21 protein-coding genes are annotated in these 23,828 nt (G+C 65.0%); 6 read left to right on the top strand and 15 right to left on the bottom strand.

Annotated features, from left to right (window positions below):
- Positions 1-85: 85 nt before the first annotated feature.
- The 4 genes from KGR00_RS03820 to KGR00_RS03805 all read left to right on the top strand — a co-directional run bounded on the left by KGR00_RS03820 (position 86) and on the right by KGR00_RS03805 (position 2,862).
- Positions 86-901 carry a DeoR/GlpR family DNA-binding transcription regulator gene (locus KGR00_RS03820; RefSeq protein WP_129141561.1) on the top strand — a complete coding sequence of 272 codons (816 nt, stop codon included), beginning with the start codon at positions 86-88 and terminating at the stop codon, positions 899-901.
- Positions 898-1,701 (top strand): HAD-IIB family hydrolase, encoded by an 804-nt coding sequence (locus tag KGR00_RS03815; protein WP_129141562.1) that lies wholly within the window; start codon positions 898-900, stop codon positions 1,699-1,701. Before KGR00_RS03820 ends, KGR00_RS03815 begins: the two co-directional genes overlap by 4 nt.
- Positions 1,702-1,840: 139 nt before the next feature.
- Positions 1,841-1,987, top strand: a complete 147-nt coding sequence (locus KGR00_RS03810) for a hypothetical protein (RefSeq protein ID WP_203234892.1) — start codon at positions 1,841-1,843, stop codon at positions 1,985-1,987.
- 131 nt (positions 1,988-2,118) lie between these two features.
- A complete protein-coding gene (locus KGR00_RS03805) occupies positions 2,119-2,862 on the top strand; it encodes a sulfite exporter TauE/SafE family protein (RefSeq protein ID WP_129141563.1) in 744 nt (247 codons plus the stop codon).
- 97 nt (positions 2,863-2,959) lie between these two features.
- On the opposite strand, the gene KGR00_RS03800 is transcribed toward KGR00_RS03805, so the two are convergent.
- The gene (locus KGR00_RS03800; protein WP_129141564.1) at positions 2,960-4,618 is read right to left on the bottom strand and encodes a methyl-accepting chemotaxis protein; all 1,659 of its coding nucleotides are present in this window, start codon (positions 4,616-4,618) and stop codon (positions 2,960-2,962) included.
- Between the two features lie 315 nt (positions 4,619-4,933).
- On the opposite strand from KGR00_RS03800, the gene KGR00_RS03795 reads away from it, so the two are divergent.
- Entirely contained in the window at positions 4,934-5,680 is a 747-nt protein-coding gene (locus tag KGR00_RS03795; protein ID WP_224417589.1) for a Crp/Fnr family transcriptional regulator, read from the top strand.
- A gap of 1,384 nt (positions 5,681-7,064) precedes the next feature.
- On the opposite strand, the gene KGR00_RS03790 is transcribed toward KGR00_RS03795, so the two are convergent.
- The 12 genes from KGR00_RS03790 to KGR00_RS03735 all read right to left on the bottom strand — a co-directional run bounded on the left by KGR00_RS03790 (position 7,065) and on the right by KGR00_RS03735 (position 19,996).
- Complete coding sequence (locus KGR00_RS03790) at positions 7,065-7,394, bottom strand: TraR/DksA C4-type zinc finger protein (RefSeq protein WP_224417590.1); 330 nt, start codon at positions 7,392-7,394, stop codon at positions 7,065-7,067.
- 100 nt (positions 7,395-7,494) lie between these two features.
- Positions 7,495-9,453 carry a diguanylate cyclase gene (locus KGR00_RS03785; RefSeq protein ID WP_224417591.1) on the bottom strand — a complete coding sequence of 653 codons (1,959 nt, stop codon included), beginning with the start codon at positions 9,451-9,453 and terminating at the stop codon, positions 7,495-7,497.
- Between the two features lie 252 nt (positions 9,454-9,705).
- The gene (locus KGR00_RS03780) at positions 9,706-10,506 is read right to left on the bottom strand and encodes an ABC transporter permease (protein ID WP_129141568.1); all 801 of its coding nucleotides are present in this window, start codon (positions 10,504-10,506) and stop codon (positions 9,706-9,708) included.
- Between the two features lie 10 nt (positions 10,507-10,516).
- Positions 10,517-11,404: an ABC transporter permease gene (locus KGR00_RS03775; RefSeq protein ID WP_224417592.1), complete on the bottom strand. Its 888-nt coding sequence runs from the start codon at positions 11,402-11,404 to the stop codon at positions 10,517-10,519.
- On the bottom strand, positions 11,388-12,548 hold the full coding sequence (locus tag KGR00_RS03770; protein ID WP_224417593.1) for an ABC transporter ATP-binding protein: 1,161 nt from the start codon (positions 12,546-12,548) through the stop codon (positions 11,388-11,390). The genes KGR00_RS03775 and KGR00_RS03770 overlap by 17 nt, the downstream gene beginning before the upstream one ends.
- A gap of 78 nt (positions 12,549-12,626) precedes the next feature.
- Positions 12,627-13,742, bottom strand: coding sequence for an extracellular solute-binding protein (locus KGR00_RS03765; RefSeq protein WP_224417594.1), 1,116 nt, complete (start codon positions 13,740-13,742; stop codon positions 12,627-12,629).
- Positions 13,743-14,080: 338 nt separating this feature from the next.
- Positions 14,081-15,217, bottom strand: a complete 1,137-nt coding sequence (locus KGR00_RS03760) for a porin (protein ID WP_224417595.1) — start codon at positions 15,215-15,217, stop codon at positions 14,081-14,083.
- Between the two features lie 455 nt (positions 15,218-15,672).
- Entirely contained in the window at positions 15,673-16,407 is a 735-nt protein-coding gene (locus KGR00_RS03755; protein WP_224417596.1) for a ProQ/FINO family protein, read from the bottom strand.
- Between the two features lie 115 nt (positions 16,408-16,522).
- Positions 16,523-17,083: a dihydrofolate reductase gene (locus tag KGR00_RS03750; protein WP_224417597.1), complete on the bottom strand. Its 561-nt coding sequence runs from the start codon at positions 17,081-17,083 to the stop codon at positions 16,523-16,525.
- A complete protein-coding gene (locus tag KGR00_RS03745; RefSeq protein WP_224417598.1) occupies positions 17,080-17,874 on the bottom strand; it encodes a thymidylate synthase in 795 nt (264 codons plus the stop codon). The genes KGR00_RS03750 and KGR00_RS03745 overlap by 4 nt, the downstream gene beginning before the upstream one ends.
- Positions 17,875-17,893: 19 nt before the next feature.
- Positions 17,894-18,706 carry a prolipoprotein diacylglyceryl transferase gene (lgt, locus tag KGR00_RS03740; protein WP_224417599.1) on the bottom strand — a complete coding sequence of 271 codons (813 nt, stop codon included), beginning with the start codon at positions 18,704-18,706 and terminating at the stop codon, positions 17,894-17,896.
- Between the two features lie 30 nt (positions 18,707-18,736).
- A complete protein-coding gene (locus tag KGR00_RS03735) occupies positions 18,737-19,996 on the bottom strand; it encodes a response regulator (protein ID WP_224417600.1) in 1,260 nt (419 codons plus the stop codon).
- 123 nt (positions 19,997-20,119) lie between these two features.
- On the opposite strand from KGR00_RS03735, the gene KGR00_RS03730 reads away from it, so the two are divergent.
- A complete protein-coding gene (locus tag KGR00_RS03730; protein ID WP_224417601.1) occupies positions 20,120-20,911 on the top strand; it encodes an NRDE family protein in 792 nt (263 codons plus the stop codon).
- Between the two features lie 20 nt (positions 20,912-20,931).
- Here the strand turns inward: KGR00_RS03730 and ptsP are convergent, their stop codons facing one another.
- Positions 20,932-23,199 carry a phosphoenolpyruvate--protein phosphotransferase gene (gene ptsP, locus KGR00_RS03725; RefSeq protein WP_224417602.1) on the bottom strand — a complete coding sequence of 756 codons (2,268 nt, stop codon included), beginning with the start codon at positions 23,197-23,199 and terminating at the stop codon, positions 20,932-20,934.
- 41 nt (positions 23,200-23,240) lie between these two features.
- Positions 23,241-23,732 (bottom strand): RNA pyrophosphohydrolase, encoded by a 492-nt coding sequence (locus KGR00_RS03720; protein ID WP_203234894.1) that lies wholly within the window; start codon positions 23,730-23,732, stop codon positions 23,241-23,243.
- Positions 23,733-23,828 lie beyond the last annotated feature (96 nt).

Below are 23,828 nucleotides of genomic sequence, written 5' to 3'. Positions count from 1 at the left end.
TGCGGCAGAATTCGCCTATAGTCGCAAACCAATGTGGCAAACCACACATTACAGTGTGTATAACGCCCAGTCGGAGCCTGCCGTCATGACCCGCAAGCCGCGCAAGGACGAACGTCACGCCCGGATTCTCGAAGTCCTGCGCTACACGCCTCACGTGCGTATCGCCACCCTGGCGACCCGCTTCGGCGTGACGACCGAGACGATCCGCCGCGATCTGGACGCACTCAGCGACCAGGGGCTGCTCGACCGTGCTCACGGCGGTGCCGTCGCCCGCCCCATGGGCATACAGCCACCCATCGACGAACGCGAGCAGGCCACCGTCGACGAGCGCCGGGCCATCGCCCATGCCGCCGCCCGGCTGGTGGAACCCGGTCAGGTGGTGATGATCGATGCCGGCTCCACCACCACCCAGCTCGCCTGGCGGCTCGGCACCGGCGATCGGGCGCTGACCGTGATCACCAACAGCTACCCGGTGGCGAGCGCCATGGCGTCGTCGACGTCGCGCCTGATCCTCTGCCCCGGCGACTTCAATGCCCGCGAGGGCGGCGTGTTCGGTCAGGACACCACCGACTACCTCGCGCGCTTCCATGCCAACCTGGCTTTCATCGGCGCCAGCGGCCTGACCGGGGAAGGCATTCTCGACGTCAACCGCGATGCCGCCTGGGTCAAGCGGACGCTGATCGCGCGCAGCGAACGCACCTATCTGCTCGTCGACCACACCAAGTTCGCCCAGACCGTGCTCGAGCTGGTGGCGCCGCTGAGCGCCATCGACGGCATCGTCACCGATCGCCCACCGCCCGAGTCCCTGGCCCGGCATCTGCAGCGGGCCGACGTCACGGTGCACGTCGCCGGGCCCGTGACGGCCGACGATCCGCAACGCCTGACCGAGGAGATCGCATGACCCGCCCCGAGCCGCTGGCGTCGGCGCCACCCCAGGAACTGGCTCGCGTGTCGGTGGTGCTCACCGATGTCGACGACACCCTGACCCGGCATGGCCGGCTGGCCAGCACGACACTCGCCGCGCTCGAGCGGCTCGCCGATGCCGGCATCACGGTCATCCCCGTCACCGGCGGCTGCGCGGGCTGGTGCGATCATATCGTCCGGGCCTGGCCGGTAGCGGCGGTGATCGGCGAAAGCGGCGCGTTTCGCTTCCGGCGCAGCGCAGGCGGAGGGCTGGACGTGCACAGCGTGCGACCGCTCAAGGCGTTGCGGGAGGAGCAGCGCCGCCTGCTGACGATCGCCGAACGCGCCATGCAGGAGGTGCCGGGCGCGCGTCTCGCCGCCGATCAGCCCTTTCGTCTCGCCGACGTCGCCGTCGATCACGCTCAGGACGTCGCGCCGCTCGATGCCGCGGCCATCCAGCAACTGGTCGATGCGTTCAAACGGGCCGGCGCCAGCGCCCGGGCGAGCTCGATCCACGTCAACGCCTGGTTCGGCGCGCATGACAAGGCGACCATGGCCGCCTGGGCCCTGGAACACGATCTGGGTCTCGACGCCACGGCACGCCGCGAACGCGTTCTGTTCATCGGCGACGCGCCCAACGATGCCTCGCTGTTCGGTCGCCATCCGCTCGGCGTGGGCGTCGCCAACCTGGCGCCTCATCTCGATCGCCTGCCACGGCCGCCGCGCTGGCTGTGCGAGGCCGGCCATGGCCAGGGCTTCGAGGAGATGGCCGAGGCCCTGCTGGCGGCACGGGAATGACGCCGCCAACCGCCGGCCCCTCTCCTGCCTTGGGGATCGGAATCCTCGCTGCGTCGATTGGGCCACGCATGGCTTGAAGCCCGCCCCGCTCTCACCCATAAAGAGAGGAGGACTCAATGGACGAGAAAGGAGCAACCCCGTGAAGAAATGGATCGGCGCGGCAATTGCCAACTGGTTCCGCAAGCCCGAAAACCGCGAGAAGGCGAAGCGAGCGGCCAAGCAGGCCTACGATCGTTATCAGGATCGCAAGAATCCACGCAACCCGGGCAACCGTCCCCCTCGTTGACCGCTTGCAGCGCGTTGGCCGTCCGACGCGACCGTCACCCGGTCGGACCGGGACCAATGTCACATTGCCGGCTAACGACATTCCCGGCACCCTGAAGGGCCTCTCGGTCACGCTCAGGCATCGGGATCACGATGACATTCGAAACGGCGGCCGTCATTGCCTTCGCCTATCTCATGGCGGCCTTCGTCAAGGGGGCGACCGGTCTGGGGTTCTCCACCACCGCCCTGCCGATCCTGGCGCTCAGCCTGGGCCTGAAGTCGGCCATGCCGCTGGTGCTTCTTCCCTCCGTCGTCAGCAATACCCTGGTCATGGTCCAGGTCGGCCACTTCCGCGAGACCCTGCGCCGGTTCTGGCCGATGTTTCTCGCTACCGTGCCGGGGCTTCTGGTCGGTCTGGCCGTGCTCGGCCGGGTCAATGGCCTGATGGCCGGTGCCATCCTGGGTGTCGTGCTGGTGGGTTACGGTCTCTGGACCCTGCTGCGTCCCGGCCGGCCGATCTCGAACCGCACCGCTCGGTGGCTCGCCCCGCTGTCCGGTTTCCTCACCGGCCTGTTCAATGGCATGACCGGCTCCCAGGTCATGCCGATCCTGCCGTTCATGCTGGCACTGCGCCTCGACCCCGGGCGCTTGGTGCAGGCGATCAACATCTCCTTCAGTCTGTCGAGCCTGGTCATGGCCATGGGCCTTTCCCGATTGGGCCTGATGTCGCTCGAGACCCTGTGGATCTCGTTGGCGGGACTGATTCCGGTCTATCTCGGTGTCCGGCTGGGCGGCATCCTGCGTCGGCACCTAGATGGCGAGACCTTCCGACGCCTCGTGCTGATCATGCTGATCGTGCTGGGGGTGACCCTGATCGGCAAATCCCTGACCCTGTAACGCGCCCCGCCCGATGCTGCCCGCCGGTAGCGCGCAACGAAAAGCCCGGCCGAAGCCGGGCTCATCTTTCCTGCATTCCCGTTGACAGCCGGGCACCCTAGCAGGCCTCGGCGGCCTCGAGAGCGGCCGGCTCGCGAGACGTCGAGCGCCGTCCCTGCGCCCCTCCCGGGCCGGCATCGGGCAGCGCCCTGGCCGGGGTCGCCGTCGAGTCGGCGAGACGGAAGACGCCGATGAGCGTCGCCAGTTGCTCGGCCTGCTCTTCCAGCGAAGCGGCCGCGGCACTGGTCTGCTCGACCAGCGATGCGTTCTGCTGGGTCACCGAATCCATCTGGTTGATGGCCACGTTGATCTGATCGATGCCGGCATGCTGCTCCCGGGTGGCGGCGGAAACGTCGCTCATCAGCCTGGAGACCTGCCGGATCGCCTGGACGGTGTCGTCGATGGTCTGCCCGCTGCGCTGGGCCTGCTCGGCCCCCGACTCGATGCGCGCCGATGTCGTCTCGATCAGGGCGCGGATCTCCTTGGCCGAATCGGCACTGCGACTGGCCAGCATGCGAACCTCGCTCGCCACCACGGCGAAGCCGCGACCCTGCTCGCCGGCCCGCGCCGCCTCGACGGAGGCATTCAGGGCGAGGATATTGGTCTGGAAGGCGATCGAGTCGATCACGCCGATGATCTCGTTGATCTGGCGGGCGCTGTCCTCGATGGAACGCATCAACGCCACGGTCTGCTGCACTTCACGACCGCCATCCTCGGCCTTGCGGGAAGCACTCGCCGACAGTTGATCCGCCTCGGCGGCCGCATCGGCGTTCTGGCGCACCGTGGACGCCATCTGTTCCATGCTGCTCGCCGTTTCCTGCAAGGCGGAGGCCTGCTCTTCGGTACGCGAGGAAAGGTCCTGGCTACCGGTGGCGATTTCCTGGGCACCGGTATAGACGCTGTCGCTGTTATGGCGCAGCGAAGTCACCAGGCCGATCAGCTGGTTCTGCATCGCCTGGAGCCCGGCGAACAGCTGCCCGATCTCGTTACTGCCCCGATCTTCCACGCGGGCGGTCAAGTCGCCCTTGGCGATGCGGTTGAAATGCTCGACGGTATCCTGAAGCGGCTTGACGACGACGCGGATCATGCCCAGGCGGACCAGAAAGGCGGCGATCAGTGCCAGCACCAGCAGGGCAACCGCCACACCCTCGACGATTCGATTGATGCGATGGCTGCTGGCGATCATTTCGTCGCCACGGGACTCCACATAATGGATGAAATTCCTGACCGCCTCGTCAAAGGCGGCAAATTTCTCGGAGACCTCGGCCTGCTTCACGCGAATCTCGAAGCGCTCGGGATGCTGCACCAGGGGCTGCAGCGAATCGGTCACGAGCGACGACCAAGCGGCCTCGATGGCCTCGACATCGGCATCACGACGACGGTCCTCGCCGGCTCGCGCCGAGACAAAGGCATCGAAGCGCGTCTGCGCTTTCTGAAGCGCCTCACGACTTCGCTCGGGAAGCGCCTGTACGGCGGGGCTACTCGCCTGAGCCCCCTGGGCGCCGGCATACTGCTCGAGCATCGTGCGGGCACGCAGCAGATTGACCTGGGCACGGTTGAGCGCATTGCTCTGGGCAACGTTGACTTCCGCCAGCCTGTCGATCGCCCTGGCACTGGAGGTCATGGCATAGAAACCCAGCACGCTGATCACCACGATCATCGAGACCAGCACGAGCAATGCCGCCGTCAGGCTGCCCCTTACGGACCAGTTTTGCATTCTCTTTCCTTTGATTAGTTTTTTCTGATTAAACAGGAATGATTACCGCGTGCCAGCTATCGGCAGCGAGTGGTAAACGCTGAAACGGTTGTCGGGAAAGGCGCGAAAAACAAGCCGGAGGGAGCGATCCCGGGCGGCAAAAAGCTAGACAGAAGCTATACAAAAAAAGACTTGATCGTAGTTATTGCATAACCGTGATACAGACAGCTAAATTGTACAACGTTCCATCATGGAAGGAACCACGCCAAAGGGTATGCAGGGCTTGCGCACGGACCTTTGACGGATGTCGTTTCATGCAAAATCTCACCGAACATCATGCAAAATCTCACCTATCATATTGCCTTCACCGACCATGAGCGTCGGCTGGTATCGGCGCTGGAAGGCCCGCCAAAGGTAGTCAGCAAGGGCACCCGGCTGTGGGAGCCCGACGAAGCGCCACGTTACCTGTATTCGGTGCACCAGGGCTGGGCCTATACCTTTCACCGCACGGCAGACAATTCCGAACAGATCCTCGATATCGGTCTGCCCGGCGATGTCATGGGCCTTCGTGACCTCACCTTCACGGCGCATTACACGGCGACGGAAATGCTGACCGATGGCATCGTCAGACCCATCCCCGTCGAGAATATCCATCGCCTTTTCCAGGTGGCGCCGCGCGTGGCCATGGCCCTTTATGCGGCCACGGCTCGCCAGCAGCGCACGATCACCCAGCGCCTGATCAATGTCCTCAGCAACGACGCCGGTTCACGAATCGCCCATTTCGCCCTAGAAGTCCATCATCGGTTATCACGCAGCAACGCAACCGTCGGCAATACCTTCACCCTGCCGCTCACCCAGCGGCAACTGAGCCTGATGCTGGGCATGAGTGAAGTGCACGTCAGTCGCACGCTCAGCGACCTCGCCGCGCGTTGCCTGGTACGCCGGCAACGGCAGAGCATCGACATCCTGGACTTCGAGGAACTCGCGCGAATCGCCCACTTCCAACCCGAGCGATTCAGCGACACGCTCAACCCGGCGCTCTCCACACTCGATGCCCCCTCGCTGGAGGGAACGGCCTCCTGAGCCCCCTGCCCTTGTACAAAGGCTCCATCGTCAAAGGGCGGGCCGACATAAAAAGGCCCCGTCCTGGCGGACGGGGCCTGATGAGACAATCGATCATTTCGAGGTGGGTCTCCCTGGCAGTCACAACTTCCTGTTGACGCGTGCCATCGACCCACAGGCAGACCTTCCCTGGTCCTGGGCTTCCTTGCCCGATCGACATCCCTATCGCCATGTGCCTTACAGCATTCAAGGCGAAGCCTGAAACGAAAGGCGAGCAACGTGCCAAACCTCATGCAGCGTCCCGGACGCAAGCGTGCGGTCACCCTCTGGCAGAGATTCAAAGCCGGAATCGGCCCTTTCGCCCCTCTTGTCGAGCCATCCTTGACCCGACGACGGTAATTTCTCATGTCGCCGGGGCGCTGTAATTAACCCATGTTATGTTGTACGATATTTTATCAATTTTACTCGCTTGTATAATTCGACCTCACACCTCATCCATCGCCCGGGCCGTCTTCGAGGCCTCGAATCGACTCATCTTCACATTGATTTTCAATAGCTTGAAGCGGAAAGGATCGGCAAGTGACAGGGACAATGCAGACTCGCCCCCCTGTTGTAAAACCGCCTTTGGCAGCTCATGGTCAAAAAAATGCCCCGCCGGGACGGCAGGGCCAAACGCAGGGATCGAAGAGGGGAATGAACGCCCGATTCGTCGATGACGGGTCGCTCAGGCACTCGCGACCGTCACCTCTCGTCGAGGGTCCCTGCCCGTCGTGGGCGCCGACAAGATATCGACGTCACGCGGGCAGCCACCTGAAAGAGAAAGAAAGGAAAGCGGAAATGGACAGGCCGGAGCCATGAACTTGGCGGGTCGACAGGCCCGACCGGATACCCAGGCAGTCCATTGCCTTTCTTCGCCGAACTCGGCGTGGTCCAGTGCGATGACTTTCGCATGAAGTCCGGCTTCGATCAGCACAGACTAAACCATGATATAAAAAATGACAAAACAGAAAAGTCACGATAAAAAGCGCCTCGCCAATAGTCGGCGAGGCGCGTTACTGCTCGGATCTCAGGCTCCCTGGTCAGGTGACATCCTGTCGCTGCGACCTCCCTGCCCTCGTGGCCTCCCTGGCCATCGGCATCCCTGCTCGAACGATCATCCCGATCATCTTGAACACAGCCAATATAATACAGGTTATGAAAAATGTACAACCCGAGTACATTAAATCATGCACTTAATGCGCCACGAGAACAGACGCTCTTACGCCAACTTCCGGTGTCTCGTTTAATTATCATTCGTGAACTAACAGGCACCGAGACTGCATCATTAGTAAGCATTAACTCGCCCTGGTCGACCAGCGATCAACTCGACCTCGCGCCCGAACGCCGGCTGGCAGGAAAGTGACCGTCAAGGGTGCGAGGCACAGGCCAGACAGCGGGTCGTGGCCGGCAGGGCCTGCAGACGACCGGGGTCGATCGAGACGCCGCAGCGCTCGCAACGTGAGCCATTGCCCTCGGCAAGGCGCGTCAGGGCCCTCTTCACCTGATCGAGTTCGCCGCGAGCTTCTTCCTCCAGCCGATCGATCACCTCGTCATTCTCGATCTCGAGGGCCTGCTCGCCGAGATCCTTGTCGAGCGGCCCCGCCTCACGATGCTGATGGGCCCGGTAACGCTGCAACCGTTCTTCCAGGGTATCGCGCAAGGCTTCGAGTTCCCGCCGTCGCTGGTTCGCGTTCATTGCCGTCGACCTCACTCCTCGCTGCTTCTCATTGTTTTGTAGTACATCGCCGAGAAGCGACATTGACGACGATCAACTCGCGCAGCGCTCGGGCCGAATATCAGACCGGCGCCGGGGCAATCTCCACCCGGTTGCGGCCCGACTCCTTGGCCCGATAGCTCGCCTGGTCGGCCCGGCGCATCGGCGTCTCGATATCCGCGTCGCCGGCAACCAGCGTGGTCACGCCGAGACTCAACGAGACCCGGTAGGTGTTACCCGCATGACTGACGCTCAACGCCTCGACGGCGCGGCGCAGCTTCTCCGCCGTCAACGTCGCCTGCTCGAGACTGCAGGCCGGCAGCAGGATGGCGAATTCATCCCCGCCATAGCGGGCCAGGAAGTCGCTCTTGCGGACCTGGGCCGCGATGGTATGGGCGATCAGCTCCAGCATGTGGTCGCCCAGGGCATGACCGCCCTCGTCGTTGATCGGCTTGAAGTGATCGAGATCGAAGAGAATCAATGCCGCATTGATGCCCCCCTTGAGCCAGTCGGCCAGGGCTTCCTCGAGCCGCCGCTCGAACCCACGCCGGTTGAGCAGGCCGGTCAACGGGTCGTGCTCGGCCTCCCAGCGCTGCAGGGCGGCCCGCTGGTGGTGCTCGGTGATGTCCTTCATGGTGCCAACGAACCCCAGTGGCGTCCCGCTCTCCAACCGGACCAGACTGGCATGCACGTCCACCCAGATGAGTTCGCCGCTGGCGGTGAGATAGCGATACTGGCGCTGGAAATCACGCTCACTGAGCAGGCTGGAGCGCCAGAGATCGCGGACGTCGCCCCGGTCATCGGGGTGAATGTGCGCATCCAGGGAGTCGTTGCGATGATCGTCGAGGGTATAGCCCGTCAGTTGCGTCATCGCCGGATTGACGTAGAGCAGCGTGCCCTGCATGTCGTAGACGAACATGCCCAGTGGTGACGAGGCGAGCACCGCATCGAGGAATGCCTGACGATCAAGGAGCCGTGCCTTGGCCTCCCGGCTCCACTCCGCCATCTGGTTGAAGCTATCCGCGACACGACTGATTTCCTCGGTACCGGTGCGCACGTCGAGAAATTCCCGATACCCCTGGCCCACGGCCTTGATCTGCCGCTCGAGCTGGCGCAGCGGTCGCAGCCCGACGTGCAACAACCAGGCCAGGAAGGGCAGCATCGCCAGTACCGTGACCCCACCCACCAGCCACAGATTGCGCAGGAACCAGTGCAACGGCGCGAAGGCCTGGTCTCGCGGCAGGAAGACGCCCACGACCCACCCCGGCGTCCAGACCTGCTGATAGGCCTGCAGGGCGACGGTGCCGCTGACCAGGGGGCCGACCGCGGTGCCCTCCCAACCGTCGAGTGCCAGGTCGAGCCAGGGGTTCTGGGACGCCGTCGGGGTCGGCTCGAGCAGCCACTTGCGCTGAGGGTGGACGAGCACGCGCCCCGAGGCCGTCATCACCGCGGCGAAGCCCTCTTCCCCCAGACGAATGTGACGCAGCCTCTCGAACAATTGGCCATTCAGGATATTGACCACACCCCCGACCGAGCCGGCGAACTCCCCGTCGGCATCCGTCAATGGCACGCTGAACAGGATCACCGGCGTATCGCTGCCCGGTTCGACGAAGGGCTCGCTGACGTAGGGCCGGCCCACCTCGCGCTGGAACAGGAAGGTATCGTGATCGGCGACATCGAATCCGCGCAGGCCCGGTCGATGGGGCCAGTCGGCGATGACCCGGCCCCGGCGATCGACCACCGCCAGGCCGTCGAACAGGGCCAGCAGGCCCGACTCGTTCTCCAGGGCACGCTGGGTCCCGGTCACGTCGATGTCCCCCGTCGACTCGATGTCGGCACCCAGACGCTGCATGGCCTCGAGTCGCAACTGGACCTCTTGCTCGATCTGTCGCGCGATCAGACGCGCCTCGTACTCGAGATGCGTGTCGCTGACCTCGCGGATCAACTGACGGCCCGAATACCAGCCGGCCGCAAGCAACACGAGCACGATCGCCATCCAGCCGAGCCCCAGGCTCGACAGCAACCGTCGCTTGAGCGACATGCCTGCGAGTCGCTTCTTTCCCTGCTTCGTCATCCCATTCGAGCCACCGTGCCGATACACCGGCCAGCATATCGGGTTACGGGGATGCTTTCCTACTGTGCATCGCGATTGGAACGCCTTTGTCGGCGCGCATCGACATGACGACGCTGAATCGATCCACGCAGAGCGAAGACTCGATGACCGGGAGAGGCACGCGGCCGTACCCGCCCGACGGCACGCGCGTGGGTGACCATCGGCGGCGGCACCGATCGCTCAACGCGCGGCAAGCCGGCTCTCGCGACGGCGCTTGAGTTCGTAGATCACCGCCAGGCCGATGGTGATCAGGATCAGGATCAGGCCCAGGGCATTGACCGCCGGCGTCAGGCCGGTGCGCACCTTGGAGGCGATATAGACGGTCAGGGTGGTGTCGTAGCCGACCACGAACAGCGAGGTGTTGTAGTTCTCGAAGGATTGCAGGAAGGCGATCACCGCCGCCGAGAGAATCGCCGGCTTGAGGAACGGCAGCAGCACCCGACGAAACGCCTGCCACGGCGAGGCGCCGAGATCCAGTGCCGCCCGCTCCAGCGTGCGGTCGAAGCGCTGCAGCCGTGCCATCACCATCAGCATCACGTAGGCGGCGATGAAGGTGGTCTGGCCGAGCACGGTGAGCAGCGTGCCGCCGGCGACGTCGAACTGACGCCAGAAGATCAGCGTCGAGATACCGATGATCACCCCCGGGGTCAACAGCGGCGAGAGAATCAGGCCATAGACGAACGGCTTGGCGCGGCTTTCCACGGTGGTCAGGAACAGCGCGCTGGCCACCCCGATGGGCACCGCCAGGCAGAGAACGCCCAGCGCCACCAGCAGGCTGTTGCCGAGGGCGTCCCACATGCCGCCGTCCGCCCACAGGGCCTCGAACCACTTGAGCGTCGTCCCGCGCCACGGGGTGACGGTGGGAAAGCGGCTGTCGTTGAAGGTCGCCGCGCCCATGATCACCAGCGGCAGAAAGAGATAGACGAAGAATATCCCGAGGTAGAAACGCAGCCCCCAGTCGCGGAATCGTTCGGCGCTCATCACGGGCTCCTCAGCGGGCGATGTCGGCCAGGCCGACCTTGAACAGCCGCATCACCAGCGACATGAAGCCGATGCACAACACCAGCAGCAGGAAGGCGTAGGCCGCGCCCTGGTTCCAGTCACCGCCCTCGAAGAACCAGTTGTAGATGATCTGGGTGAACCAGCGGCTGCCCGGCGAGCCGAGCAGCGCCGGCACCGCATAGCTGCCGGCGGCGAGCATGAAGGTCATGATGCAGCCGGTGGCGATCCCCGGCTTGGCGTGGGGGATCACCACCCGCCAGTGGGTACGCACGCTGCCCGCGCCCAGGTCGCGCGCCGCGCGGATCTGGTTGCCATCGAGACTCTCGATGGCGTTGTAGAGCGGGAACACCATGAACAGGATATAGGCATAGACCATCCCCACCAGCACCCCGCCGTCGCCGCTCAAGAAGCGAACCGGCCGGTCGATCAGCCCCAGCGCGAGCAGGATCTCGTTGAGCGGGCCACGAAACGCCAGCAGGATGAACCAGGAAAAGGTGCGCAGGATCTCGTTGATCCAGAACGGGATCACCAGCAGCAGCAGGCATAGTGCCGCCTGCCCGGGCGTGGCGACCTTGGCCAGATAATAGGCGATCGGATAGCTGACCAGCAGCGTGAGTCCCGTGACCAGCACGCTCGACCACAGCGTCTTGAAGAAGATCGCCAGATGAATGCGATTGTCGAACAGCGTGGCGTAGTTGGTCAGGCTCCAGTGGTCCTTCGGCCCGCCGATCTCGGCCGGCAGCAGATTGGGATGAAAGGAATAGGCGATCATCTGCCATTGCGGCAAGACCACCATGACGACCAGCCAGATCCCCACGAGCCCGACGATCGCCATCGCCACCGGCGCACCAAAACGCCCCTTAAGCTGATGCAGCATGCTGCCCCTCCCCTGCCCGGGAAGCGAGCGGCTCGCCGGTCTCGGCATCGACGTCCGCCGGTGCATCGTCGGTCAATACCACGGCATCGCGAGGTGCGTAGCCCAGTTCGACCCGGCGCCCCGCCACGGGATTCGCCGCCGGCCCGGCGCCCTGGCCGAGCAGCACGCGCAGCCGTGTCGAGCCATCCACGAGGCTCACCTCGAGCATGCGCCAGGCGCCTTCGAAGCTGACCGAGGTCACGTCACCTTCGAGCCGGGTATCGCCCCCCGTTGTATCGAGACGCAGATGCTCGGGACGCACGAACAGCGCCGCCGATTGACCCACGGCGAGTTGCGCCTGCCCCGTGCGTCCTGCCAGCCGGCCAAGCCCGGGAACGTCCAGCGTGGTCGTCTCGCCGTCGCTCGCAACCACGCGTCCGGGCAGCCGGTTGTTCTCGCCGACGAAGGCAGCGACGAAGGCGGTGGCGGGACGCTGATAGAGCGTCTCGGGATCGGCGACCTGCTGGATGCGTCCGGCCGACATCACCGCCACGCGATCCGACATGGTCAGCGCCTCGCCCTGGTCGTGGGTGATGTAGATGAAGGTGATGCCGGTCTTGCGCTGGATCGCCTTGAGCTCGGTGCGCATGTGCTGGCGCAGCTTGAGATCCAGTGCCGACAACGGCTCGTCGAGCAGCAGCACCCGGGGCTCCACGGCCAGCGCCCGGGCGATTGCCACGCGTTGTTTCTGCCCGCCCGAGAGTGCCGAGACCGGCTTGTCGCCACTGCCGCCGAGTGCCACCAGGTCGAGCAGCTCGTCGGCCCGGCGACGTCTTTCCGCCCGACCGACGTTGCGCACCTCGAGACCGAACTCGATGTTCCGATAGACACTCATCAGCGGAAACAGGGCCAGATTCTGGAAGATCATCGCCGTGGGGCGACGGTTGACCGGCACGCTGGCCATCGGCTCGCCGCCGATGTGCACCTGTCCGTCGCTCGGCGTCAAAAAGCCGCTGATGATATTGAGCAGGGTCGTCTTGCCGCAGCCCGACGGCCCCAGAAAGCTGAAGAACTCGCCGGACTCGATGGTCAACCGCGTGGGTTCGATCGCCGTGAAATCGTCGAACCGCATCATCACGTCATCCAGCGTGACGCTTCCGTCCATAAGGCCTCGTCGTCAGTGGGCAGGAAAGCTCGAGCGCGCCACAGGCCTTGGGCATCCGCGGCGCGCTCGGCGGATCGATCAGGCCGATAGGTAACGATCCTGATACTCGTTGCGCAGTGCCACGTACCAGGGCTCCTGGATCGGCCACCACCACAGGTTGGCCAGGTCCTGCTGGGTGTAGGACGCCTCGAAGAACTGTCGCGCCGCCTCGGGCAGGAGTTTCTCCGCGCCCTTCGCCGTGGAGTTGTAGCCGGTGGACTCGACGAACATCGCCCCGGCCTCCGGCGTGTAGTACCAGTTGATCAGCTCATAGACGGCGTCGACGTTCTGGGCATTGCTGGGGATCACGAAGCCCTCCATCCACGCCAGCGCCCCCTCCTTCGGGGCGCGATAGGCGACATCCATGCCCTCGCTCTGCAACCGGAAGGCGGTGCTGTCCCAGGTCTGGCCGATCACCGCGCCGTTGGTACGGAAGGCCGCCTGGGCCTCGTTCTCGGTCGACCAGAACTGGGCGATCATGTCCTTGTGCTTGACCGCCTCGGCGAGGATCACGTCGAAGTTGGCACGCATCGCCTCCTCGCTCTTGTAGGAGTCGAGCAACGGCCGCGGCAGCTTGCCCTGGGCCTGGAGCCACAGCCCGATCCCCACCAGCGCCGAGTGACTGCGTACCGTCACGCCCTGGCCGTTATCGGGATTCCAGAGATCGCCGTAGCTCAGGTCGTCCGGGTCCACAGCGGCGTACCGGCGGTCGAAGGTGATCGCCTCGGTGCCCCAGTCGCTGGGCGCGAAGTAGCGCTTGCCGTCGACGACACCGCCGGTTTCGGAGCCTTCCAGGGCACTGTCGAGACAGCCCTGCCACTGGATGCGTGACTCGTCGAGCGGCTGGACCAGGTTGTAGTCGAGATAGCCCGGCACCCGGTCGACGGTCGGCATGATCACGTCGAAACCACTGCCGTCGGTGGCGCGCAGCGAGTTCATCAGTTCGTCGTTGGTGCCGTAGGGGGTGAAGGTCGCGTTGATACCGGTCTTCTCGCGGAAGTCGGCGAGCATCTCATCGGTGAAATAGCCGGCCCAGGCATAGATCCGCAGCGTCTTGTCCTGAGCGAGTGCCTTGTTGATGTAGAACGCCGGCAAGGCGGCACCGGCCCCCGCGGCAAGTGTCCCCTGCAGGAAGCGACGACGAGTGATCGACATGGCCCTATTCTCCGTTTCTTCTGATTATCAATGACCTGGACGGCAATATCATGCCCGTGGATGGGTGACACCCACATGACGATTCGATGACAGTTCATTAACCGTAGACCGCTTCGTCGCGCGTTGCACCTTGGTAACGAACGAGCAACACGTCTTGAAGGCAATCGACTGATCTGGCGCAAGATTCCGGAAGGCGGAAGGCGGAAGGCGGAAGGCGGAAGGCGGAAGGCGGAAGGCGGAACGAGTGTTGGTGACCGAGAAAAGGGCGCCAATAATATAGAAAGCCGGCCCTGACGGGCCGGCTTCATTAGACAATGCGTCGTGTGTCGGTCGACAGCTTAGAAGCTGTAGACGGCACCCACGGCAACACCGTCGTTTTCGTCGTTGTCGCGGTCGTACCAGGCACCTTCGATGAAGGTGTACATGGCCGGCGAGATGTTGTAGGTGGCACCCACAACGATCTCGTTACGAGAATCGACGTTGTCACCGATGCTGTTGGTGCCGTCACGGATGGTGTCACCGATGTCTTCGCCGCCCACGTCGACGTACTGGTAGGCACCGTAGATGTCACCCATGCCGTAGCCGTAGCGCGCGCCCAGAGCGTAACGGTTCTCGTCGGGAATGTAATCGGTGTTGCCGGAATCATAACGCTCGTACTTCAGCGCCATGCGCAGGCTTTCGATGGTGTACTGGAAGGTCACACCGTACTGGTCGCCCGCGTCGAAGTCTTCACCATCGTCAGCACCGCCGATGTACTGGCTGCCGGTGATTTTACCGTCGTAGTTGTCGAGGTTGTCGTAGACAGCCGCGACGGAGAAGGCACCGAAGGTGTACTTGGCGCCACCGAAGAAGGAAGCATTGCCGTCGTTGGAGACATTCTCTTCTTCAGCGCTGCCCTTGTACTGGGAGCCGACAGCGAACTGGAAGCCGCCGAAGGACGGAGACATGTACTGGATCTTGTCTCCTTCACGGTCCTGAGCGTACACGCTGTCCTCAGGATCGTCATCACCCTGAGTGTTAACACCATCAGAGCCGTCGATCAGCGTGTTGGAGTCGGTGACATCGAAGTACTCGTTGTTGGAGATCGGATCCTGGACCCAGTCATCGATCAGCGGATCCCAGGAACCGATACGGGCATCACCGAAGTTGCCCTTCAGCCCCATGTAGGCCTGGTCACCGGTGTCGATGCCGCCAGCACCCTTGATCTCGTCGGCGTCACCTTCGAATTCGTACTTGAAGTAGCCGGTTAGGCCCGGGTTGATGACGTGCTGACCCTTGAAACCGATGGTGGACCCGTTATCCAGGATCTCGTCCTGAGAGTCACCACTTGAATCCTTGGTGTCGGCGTAGGCGAACTGAAGGTTGCCGTAGATGTCGAACTGCGTGCCGTCTTCGTTGTAGACGGTGGCAGCCTGTGCAGCGGCGGAGGCGCCCAGGGCACCGGCAATAGCAGTCGCTAAGAGCGTCTTTTTCATCGCGATAGTTCCTTAACTAGCTTACTGTTCGATCGTTGTTTGCAAATGCAACTGGCTTGCCGGGCGCGGCCTGAAAAGGCGCTTGCCTCAGCGAAGCCTTGTTATTATCCAATGCTCGCAGGAGAACCATATACCGGGACTTTCCCGAACGCAACAAGAAAAAAACACTGTTTTTAATCCTGCCGCCTCAGCGGGGCCCTCTTTCGGCTCACCTCGGCACACTGGCACCGCAACGCCGCGATACCGTGTCACGACGCACCCTACTGCCACCATGTGACGAAAGCGTGACGATCGCGAACGGCGTTCATGATGATCAGCCCTGGGTGTCATTGCAAGGGCACTAATCAAGCCATTCGCGCATCGCAACCAACGGCTGGCCAACGTAACGCGGTGAAGAACCCCGAAGCGCCAAACGCAATGGCGCTCCGGAGACAGGCAAGGAAGGAGGCGATGGGTCAGTGACGGCCGTGCTTGGCGAGCAGGTCGCTCAACTTGCGATCGAGTCGCACGTTCTTGCGGCTTTCACGCTCCGAGGTGCCGGCGTCTCGCGCGCGCTGCTTGGCCTGCAGGGCCTCGAGCTTCTTGCGTGCGTGACGGGCTTCCTCGTCGTCCACCACGCCGGCCGGCTGGCCCTCGAGATCGACCCGCTCGGCACCGGCACGCACGGCCTTGAGATAGCGCGGCAGATGCACGTAACAGGCGAGCGCCCGGCGTACGAGCTTCTCGGGCCAGGGTTCCAGCGCCAGCAGGTCCTCGTGGATGCCCACCTTCAGGGGCCGGGTATGCCCCTTGAAGAAAGTGCGGGTGTAGCGACGATACCAGCTGTCCAGCAGGGCCTGGGGGGATGGCGGCTCGGCGTCGGCAGGGGCCGTCGCCGACACGGCGGGCTCCGCCGACGATTCGGGCGCAGCCGGCTCGGACACCACCGCAGCGGCGGGATCGGCCTCGACGGGCGGCTCGCCATGGCGCTCGTCGGATCCACTGCGCCGGGGCAACGGATAGCCACGCTCGTGGGCCGAGCGCGGCGGCGCAGACTCCGCTGTCACGAGGTGCGACAGCGCCTCGCGCAGGCTGGCATTTTCGGCCTCGAGCCGATTCAGGCGTTCACGCAGGCCGGCGATCTCTTCCACTCCCTCGCTGGCCTGACGTTCCAGGGCCTCGAATAGCGCTGACGCGCGTTCCGTCAACAAGGCATGACCTCCGATCGTTTCAAGAAGGCTCCCTCAGCCTGCGATGAACGTTCCCTTTTCATGGCTACAGTCTGTGTCACGTCGACAGGCTTTGACAACTGGATGCCCCGGCGCGTCACTCGGCCAGCCGGCGCCGATAGGCCACGAAGGCATAGTCGGGATTGCCTTCCTGCCCGCTGCGCTCTCCCGGTACGCGCTGCACCTCTTCCCAGACCCCGCGCTCGAGCGCCGGAAAGCGGGCATCGCCGGTCAGCTCGACGGCGACCTCGGTCAGGTAGAGGCGCGACGCCCAGGGCATGGCCTGAGCATAGATTTCCCCACCGCCCATGACCATGATCTCCTCGACGCCGTCGATGATCGCCTGGTCGTCCGCCAGTGACAGTGCCTCGGCCAGATCGTGACAGACCCGTACCCCTTCGGCCCGGAAACCGCTGTCCCGGGTCACCACGATATTCAGCCGCCCGGGCAGCGCACGACCGATCGACTGATGGGTCTTGCGCCCCATCACCAACGGCTTGCCCTGGGTCATGCGCTTGAAGAACTTGAGGTCCTCGGGCAGATGCCACGGCAACTGGTTATCGACACCGATCACGCCATTGCGCGACACCGCGGCGATCATCGCCACCGGCACGATCGTCTCTAACCGGGCGTCTTGGCTTGCGGGACGCTCGCTCATACGGCCACCTGCGCCTTGATGTGGGGATGCGGATCGTAATCCTCGATGGCGATGTCCTCGAAACGGAAGGCGAACAGATCCTTCACCGCCGGGTCGAGGACCAGGCGCGGACGCGGGCGCGGGGTGCGCGAAAGCTGCAGTTCGGCCTGCTCGAGATGGTTGAGATAGAGGTGAGCGTCGCCCAGCGTATGGACGAACTCGCCGGGCGCCAGGTCACAGACCTGGGCGACCATCTGCGTGAGCAGCGCATAGCTGGCGATATTGAACGGCACGCCCAGGAAGATGTCGGCGCTGCGCTGATAGAGCTGGCACGACAGGCGCCCCTCGGCGACGTAGAACTGGAACAGGGCGTGACACGGCGGCAATGCCATCTCGTCGACCAGCGCCGGATTCCAGGCCGACACGATCAGCCGTCGCGAATCGGGGTTGCGGCGAATCTGCTCGACCACATCGGCGATCTGGTCGACATGCCCGCCGTCGGGCCGGGGCCAACTGCGCCACTGGTAGCCGTAGACCGGCCCCAGCTCGCCGTTCTCGTCGGCCCATTCGTCCCAGATGCGCACGCCGTGTTCCTTGAGGTAGGCGATGTTGGTGTCGCCGCGCAGAAACCACAGCAACTCGTGGATGATCGAGCGCAGATGGAGCTTCTTGGTGGTCACCAGCGGGAAGCCCTCGGCCAGGTCGAAACGCATCTGGTGGCCGAAGACGCTGCGGGTCCCGACCCCGGTGCGGTCGGGTTTCTCCACGCCGGATTCGAGCACCCGGCGCATCAGATCGAGATAGGGCTGCATGAAGACGCCTGTTGCGGATTCAGGAGGTCGGACTGGCGCGGGTCGTGTCGTCGGCCCGGTCGACGGGCTGATTGCGCGACCAGCCGATCAGCGCCAGCCCGATCAGGATCATCGGCAGCGAGAGCAGCATGCCCATGGTCAGCCAGTCGAAGGCGATGAAGCCGAGCTGCGGATCCGGCCGACGCACGAACTCGACGGCGAAGCGAAAGAGGCCGTAGAGCACCAGAAACAAACCGGAGATCATACCCCGCCGACGCGGCTTACGCGACACCGTCCAGAGCACGGCGAACAATACCACGCCTTCCAGGACGAATTCGTAGAGCGACGACGGATGCCGCGGCTGACTGCCCCCCGGATAGATCATGGCCCAGGGCACGTCACTGACACGCCCCGGCAGTTCGGCATTGATGAAGTTGCCGATCCGGCCCGCACCGAGCCCGATGGGCACCAGCGGGGCGATGAAGTCGGTGAGCTGGAAGAAGGCCAGACCGTGCTTGCGGGCGAACAGCAGGGCGGCGATCAGCACCCCGATCAGCCCGCCGTGGAAACTCATGCCGCCGTCCCAGACCTGGAACAGCCACAGCGGGTCGGCCACGAGCCGATCGAAGCCGTAGAACAGCGCATAGCCGATCCGTCCCCCCAGGACCACACCGAGCGCGCCATAGAACAGCATGTCGCCGATGTCGTCGGGCACCAGTCCCAGACGGGCGGCACGCTTGCGGCCCAGCCACCAGGCACCGACGAAGCCGATCACGTACATCAGGCCGTACCAGTGAATCTTCAGCGGCCCCAGCGAGATGGCGATCGGGTCGATTTGTGGATAATGAAGCATGCGATTTCCTAGCAGAGTGTACGGAATCGGTCAGGACGTGACGGCATCCTCGTCCATTGCATCGGGCAACCAGCGCCCGACCATGTCGATCAACGCCTGGGGGCGGTAGGGCTTGGCGAGATAGTCGTCCATCCCGGCGGCGAAGAAACGCTCGCGATCGGCTTCGCTGGCATTGGCCGTCAGGGCGATGAGAATGCTGCGCCCGGCCTGCTGGGCCCGTTGTTCGTGTTCGCGCCAGCGACGGCTGGTCTCGATCCCGTCCAGCGACGGCATGAAGATGTCCATGAAGACCAGCGAGTAATCGTGCTCGAAGAGACAGGCCAGCGCCTCTTCGCCACTGCGGGCGACATCGACGTGCAGTCCCCGGGCGGCGAGGACCCGCTGAGCCAGGGCGGCATTGACCGGGCCGTCGTCGACGATCAGCACCCGGCGCCCCCCGCTCGTCGCCTCGTCCCGCCGACTTTCCGGGTCGCCGAGTCGTTCCAGCAACGACAGCAGCCCACCGAGCCGCTCGGCGCCGGAGGCCGACGGGGAGCCCCCGGCCTCGCGCTCGAGCGCCTGCAGCTCACGCCGCACCTGCCCCAGGTAGCGCGTCTTCAACGCCGATTCTTCCCGGGCGCGGTCGCGCTCCTGGGTGAGCTGGCGCAGCGCCTGATCGTGCGCCGTGTCGTCCACGAAGACGCCCAACTGCCAGTCATCACGCTGGGTCCAGGCGACCCGGCAAGGATGGCGGCGGCCCTCGGTATCGCTCAGCGACACGCGCTCGGGCAGGGAGACGACATCGGGCACGAGCGGCAGGTCACTCACGCTCCCCGCCGTCAGCGCCTGCCGCGAACGACCGACGAGACGCTCCAGGGGCGCGTTGGCCATCACCACCCGATCGTCGCGAAGCAGCAGGGCCGGCAGCGGCAACCACTCGATCAGCCGCGTCAATTGCGGCAGCGTCGGCCGATCCTCGAGTGCCGATTCCAGCGAAGCCACCGCCGCCTCGACATCGTCCAGGGAGACGCCCCGCCGCGTCGACGGTCGCTCGGCCCCGCCCAGTTCGTCAGTCAGCCGCACCACGCGATCGCCGAGTGCCTGCCAGCGTTGCTGATGACGCCGCCGGGTCGACCAGCCGAACCCCAGCAACAAGACCAGGCAACCGGCCAACCCCGCCCAGGAAGCGATCATCGTCACCCACGTCACCGAAACGGGCCATAGCCTGGCCACGCCGACCGCCCCGAACAGGCAGACCGTGAGCCAGGCCGCCCCGGCCAGCCAGAGCGGGCGGCGCGAGGAGCGACGCATCGTATTGTCCGTATTCAGGTCTTGCATCCGCGTCCCTGCCATCGACAATGAACCGAGTTTACGCTGGCCGCTGACGCACTGTCATGCGCTCCGCCATCATCGCCCATCCCAGGAACGCGCCCCATGTGCCTGATCGTTTTCGACTGGTCGCCGCAGGCCCCGGTCCTGCTTCGGCTCGCCGCCAACCGGGACGAGCGCCATGCACGCCCCAGCGCTCCGCTCGACCACTGGCAGGACGCCCCGGGCATCGTCGGCGGCCGCGACCTTCAGGCCGGCGGCACCTGGATGGCGATGCACACCACGGGCCGCTTCGCGGCGGTCACCAACGTCCGCGACCCGGCCTTCGACGCCCCGGCGGCGGGACCCAGTCGCGGCCAACTGGTGCGTCAGGCGCTGGAAAGCCCGTCGCTGCCCGACTGGCTGGAACGGCTCGTCGCCCGGGACGCCGCCGCCTATGCCGGGTTCAACCTGCTGGCCGGCGACGGCGAAACGCTCTGGCACGTCCACCACGGTCGTCACGGCACTCACTGGCAAGGCGTGGCGCCCGGCTTGCACGGCGTGTCCAACGCCACTCTCGATACCCCCTGGCCCAAGCTGGTGCATTCGCGTCATCGCCTGGGCGAGGTGCGCGGCGCCGCTCGGCAAACCTTCCAGCATGCGGCCTGGGCGCTGCTCGCCGACGACCGACCGGCGGCCGACGCGCAACTGCCCGATACCGGGATCGGCCTGGAGCGGGAACGCCTGCTGTCGGCGCCGTTCATCGTGGGTAGCGACTACGGGACGCGCGCCAGCACCCTGCTGGAATGGCGCGCCGATGGCGAGGTAACGCTGGCCGAACGCCGTTTCGGGCCGGAGGGCGTCTTCGAGGCGGAAAACCGTCTCACCCTCGAGGTCCCGGCCCGCCCGACCCGCTGAGCATGCCCGCCCCAGCGGGCTCAGTGGTCGTCGCGGGGCGGCAACAGGTGAGTCAGTTGCCACTCGGCGAAGCGCTCGACCAGATGCGCGCGCACCGCCCGGGGCGTGGTGAGACGCAGCGTCTCCTCGACCAGCGCCTGGGCGTCACGCAGCGACACCCGGCGAATCGCCGCGCGCACGCGAGGCAGGCTGGGCGCATTCATCGACAATCCCTCGAACCCCATGCCCATCAGCAGCAGGGCGCCGCCGGGGTCGCCGGCCAGCTCGCCGCACACCGATGTCGGCATGGCCAGCCGAGTCGAATCCTCCGCCAGACGTGCCAGCGCCGAGAGCACCGCCGGATGGCAGGCATCGTAGAGGTCGGCGACGCGGGGATTGTTGCGGTCCACCGCCAGCAGATACTGGGTCAGGTCGTTGCTGCCCACCGAGAAGAAATCGACACGCTCGGCCAGCGCATCGAGCTGATAGAGCGTCGCCGGCACCTCGATCATCACCCCCAGTTGGGGCCGCTCGATCGACAGCCCCTCGTCCACCAGTTCGCCGAGCGCCCGCTCGAGCAGCCGCAGGGCGGCATCCACCTCCTCGATATTGGTGACCATCGGCAGCATGATGCGCAGGTTGTCCAGCCCGGCCGACGCGCGCAGCATCGCCCGCAACTGGACCATCAGCACCTCGGGATGATCGAGGGTGACACGGATCCCGCGCCAGCCGAGGAAGGGGTTGGCTTCCTGGATGGGGAAGTAAGGCAGGTCCTTGTCGCCCCCGATATCCAGGGTGCGCATCACCACCGGCAGCGGCGCGAAGCCCTCGAGCTGGTCGCGATAGAGTCGCGTCTGCTCCTGCTCGCCGGGGAAGCGCTCGGTGATCATGAACGGCACTTCGGTACGGTAGAGCCCCACCCCGGCAATGCGCGGCTTCAGCGAGCCCACCGCGTCGACCGTCAGCCCGGTGTTGACCATCAGCGGCATGCCGTGACCATCCGGGGTCTCGCTGGGCAGATGCTGCTCGTGCTCGAGCACCTCGGCCAGCGCCTGCTCCTCGTCGATCAGCATGCGATAGCGCGCCACGAGTTCGCCATCCGGACGCACGAAGAGCCGCCCGCGGTGGCCGTCGAGGATCACCGGCGCCCCGTTGAGACGCGGCAGCGGCAGGTCGACCATGCCCAGCACGGTGGGAATGCCCATCGCCCGGGCGAGGATCGCCACGTGCGAGGTGCTCGAGCCCTTCAGGGAGACCAGGCCGGCGAGGCGCTCACGGGACACCTCGCCGAGCATGGCCACGCTGAGTTCGTCGCCGACCAGCACGCACCGTTCGGGCAGGGTCTCGGGCCCCTTGTCGCTCTCCTGCTGCAGATGCCCCAGGACACGCCGCCCCAGGTCGCGGATGTCCGCCGCTCGTTCGCGCAGATAGTCGTCGTCGACACGCTCCAGGTACTGGACGTGGCGGCGCACCACGTCGGCCAGGGCACCGGGCGCCCATTGCCCTTCGCGGATGCGCTTTTCCACCTCCTGCCCCAGGGCGGCATCGGCCAGCATCTGCTCGTAGACGTCGAACAGCGCCAGCTCCTGACTGGAGATACGGCTGGCCAGCCGCGCCCCGGCGGCCCGGATCTCGCCGCGGACCCGGCCTATCGCCTCGCTCAGGCGGCGGATCTCGGCCTCGGTATCGGTCGGGATCAGGTCGGGCACGTTGTCCAGATCGGCCGGCGGCGCCAGCACCAGCGCCTCGCCGATCACCATGCCCGGCGAGGCCGCCACGCCGGTGAAGGTCGCCATGCCATCGGCTCGCGTGGGACGCGTCAGGGTACCGGTGGCCAGGGCATGGGCCAGCACCCCGGCCAGTTGCGCCGCCATGGTCACCAGGAAGGCTTCATCGCCCTCGTCGAAGCGACGCTTTTCCTCCTGCTGGACGACCAGCACGCCGAGGGTCCGGCGCTGGTGGATGATCGGCACCCCGAGGAAGCTGGAGAAGCGCTCTTCGCCGGTCTCCTTGAAGTAGCGGAAACCGGGATGCGAGGGTGCGTCCTCGAGATTGAGGGGCTCCTCGCGCTGACCGACCAGGCCCACCAGCCCCTCCCCCAGGCGCAGGGTGACGTGGCCCACGGCCTGGGTGTGCAGACCGATGGTATCCATCAGGACCAGCCGGTCCTGGGCGGCGTCGAACAGGTAGACGGAGCACACGTCGGTCTTCATGGCCTTGCGAATACGCCGGACCATGGTCGCCAGCGCCGCTTCCAGGCTGCGCGCCCCGTTGACCTCCTGAACGATGCGTCTCAAGACATCGAGCATGAGCATTCTTCTTGTTGTGGGTAAGAGAAAAGCGGCATGGTTCAACCGCCTCCCCGGGCCAGTCGCTGCACCCGGGGCGCCAGCTCGCGCAGGGCGCGACGATAGACCTCGCGCTTGAAGGGCACGACCTGACCCAGCGGATACCAGTAACTGACCCAGCGCCAGCCGTCGAATTCCGGCTTGGCCGTGGTATCCATGCAGATCCGATTATCCTGACAGCGGATCCTGAGCAGAAACCACTTCTGCTTCTGACCGATGCAGATCGGTCGCGATTGAGTTCGAACCATGCGTCGCGGCAGACGATAGCGCAGCCATCCTCGGGTACAGGCCAGGACCTCGACGTCCTCGGGCGTCAGGCCGATCTCCTCTTCCAGTTCGCGATAAAGCGCCTGTTGCGGTGTCTCGCAGGCCTTGATGCCCCCCTGAGGGAATTGCCACGCATTCTGTCCCACCCGACGCGCCCACAGCAGTTGGCCCTCCGGGTTGGCAATGATGATGCCAACGTTGGGGCGGAAGCCGTCAGCGTCGATCACGGGCTTCACCTTATGAAATCCAGTATTGAAGCCATTCTTCCACAAACGTTGAAAGCGCATCAATACGCGGCGCAACGCCGCTCACGGTGGGCAACG

The organism is Modicisalibacter sp. MOD 31.J (genome assembly GCF_020147985.1).
Classification (GTDB): domain Bacteria; phylum Pseudomonadota; class Gammaproteobacteria; order Pseudomonadales; family Halomonadaceae; genus Modicisalibacter; species Modicisalibacter coralii.
Note: the sequence above shows the minus strand (reverse complement) of the source record. Positions and strands in the feature narration are given on the sequence as shown.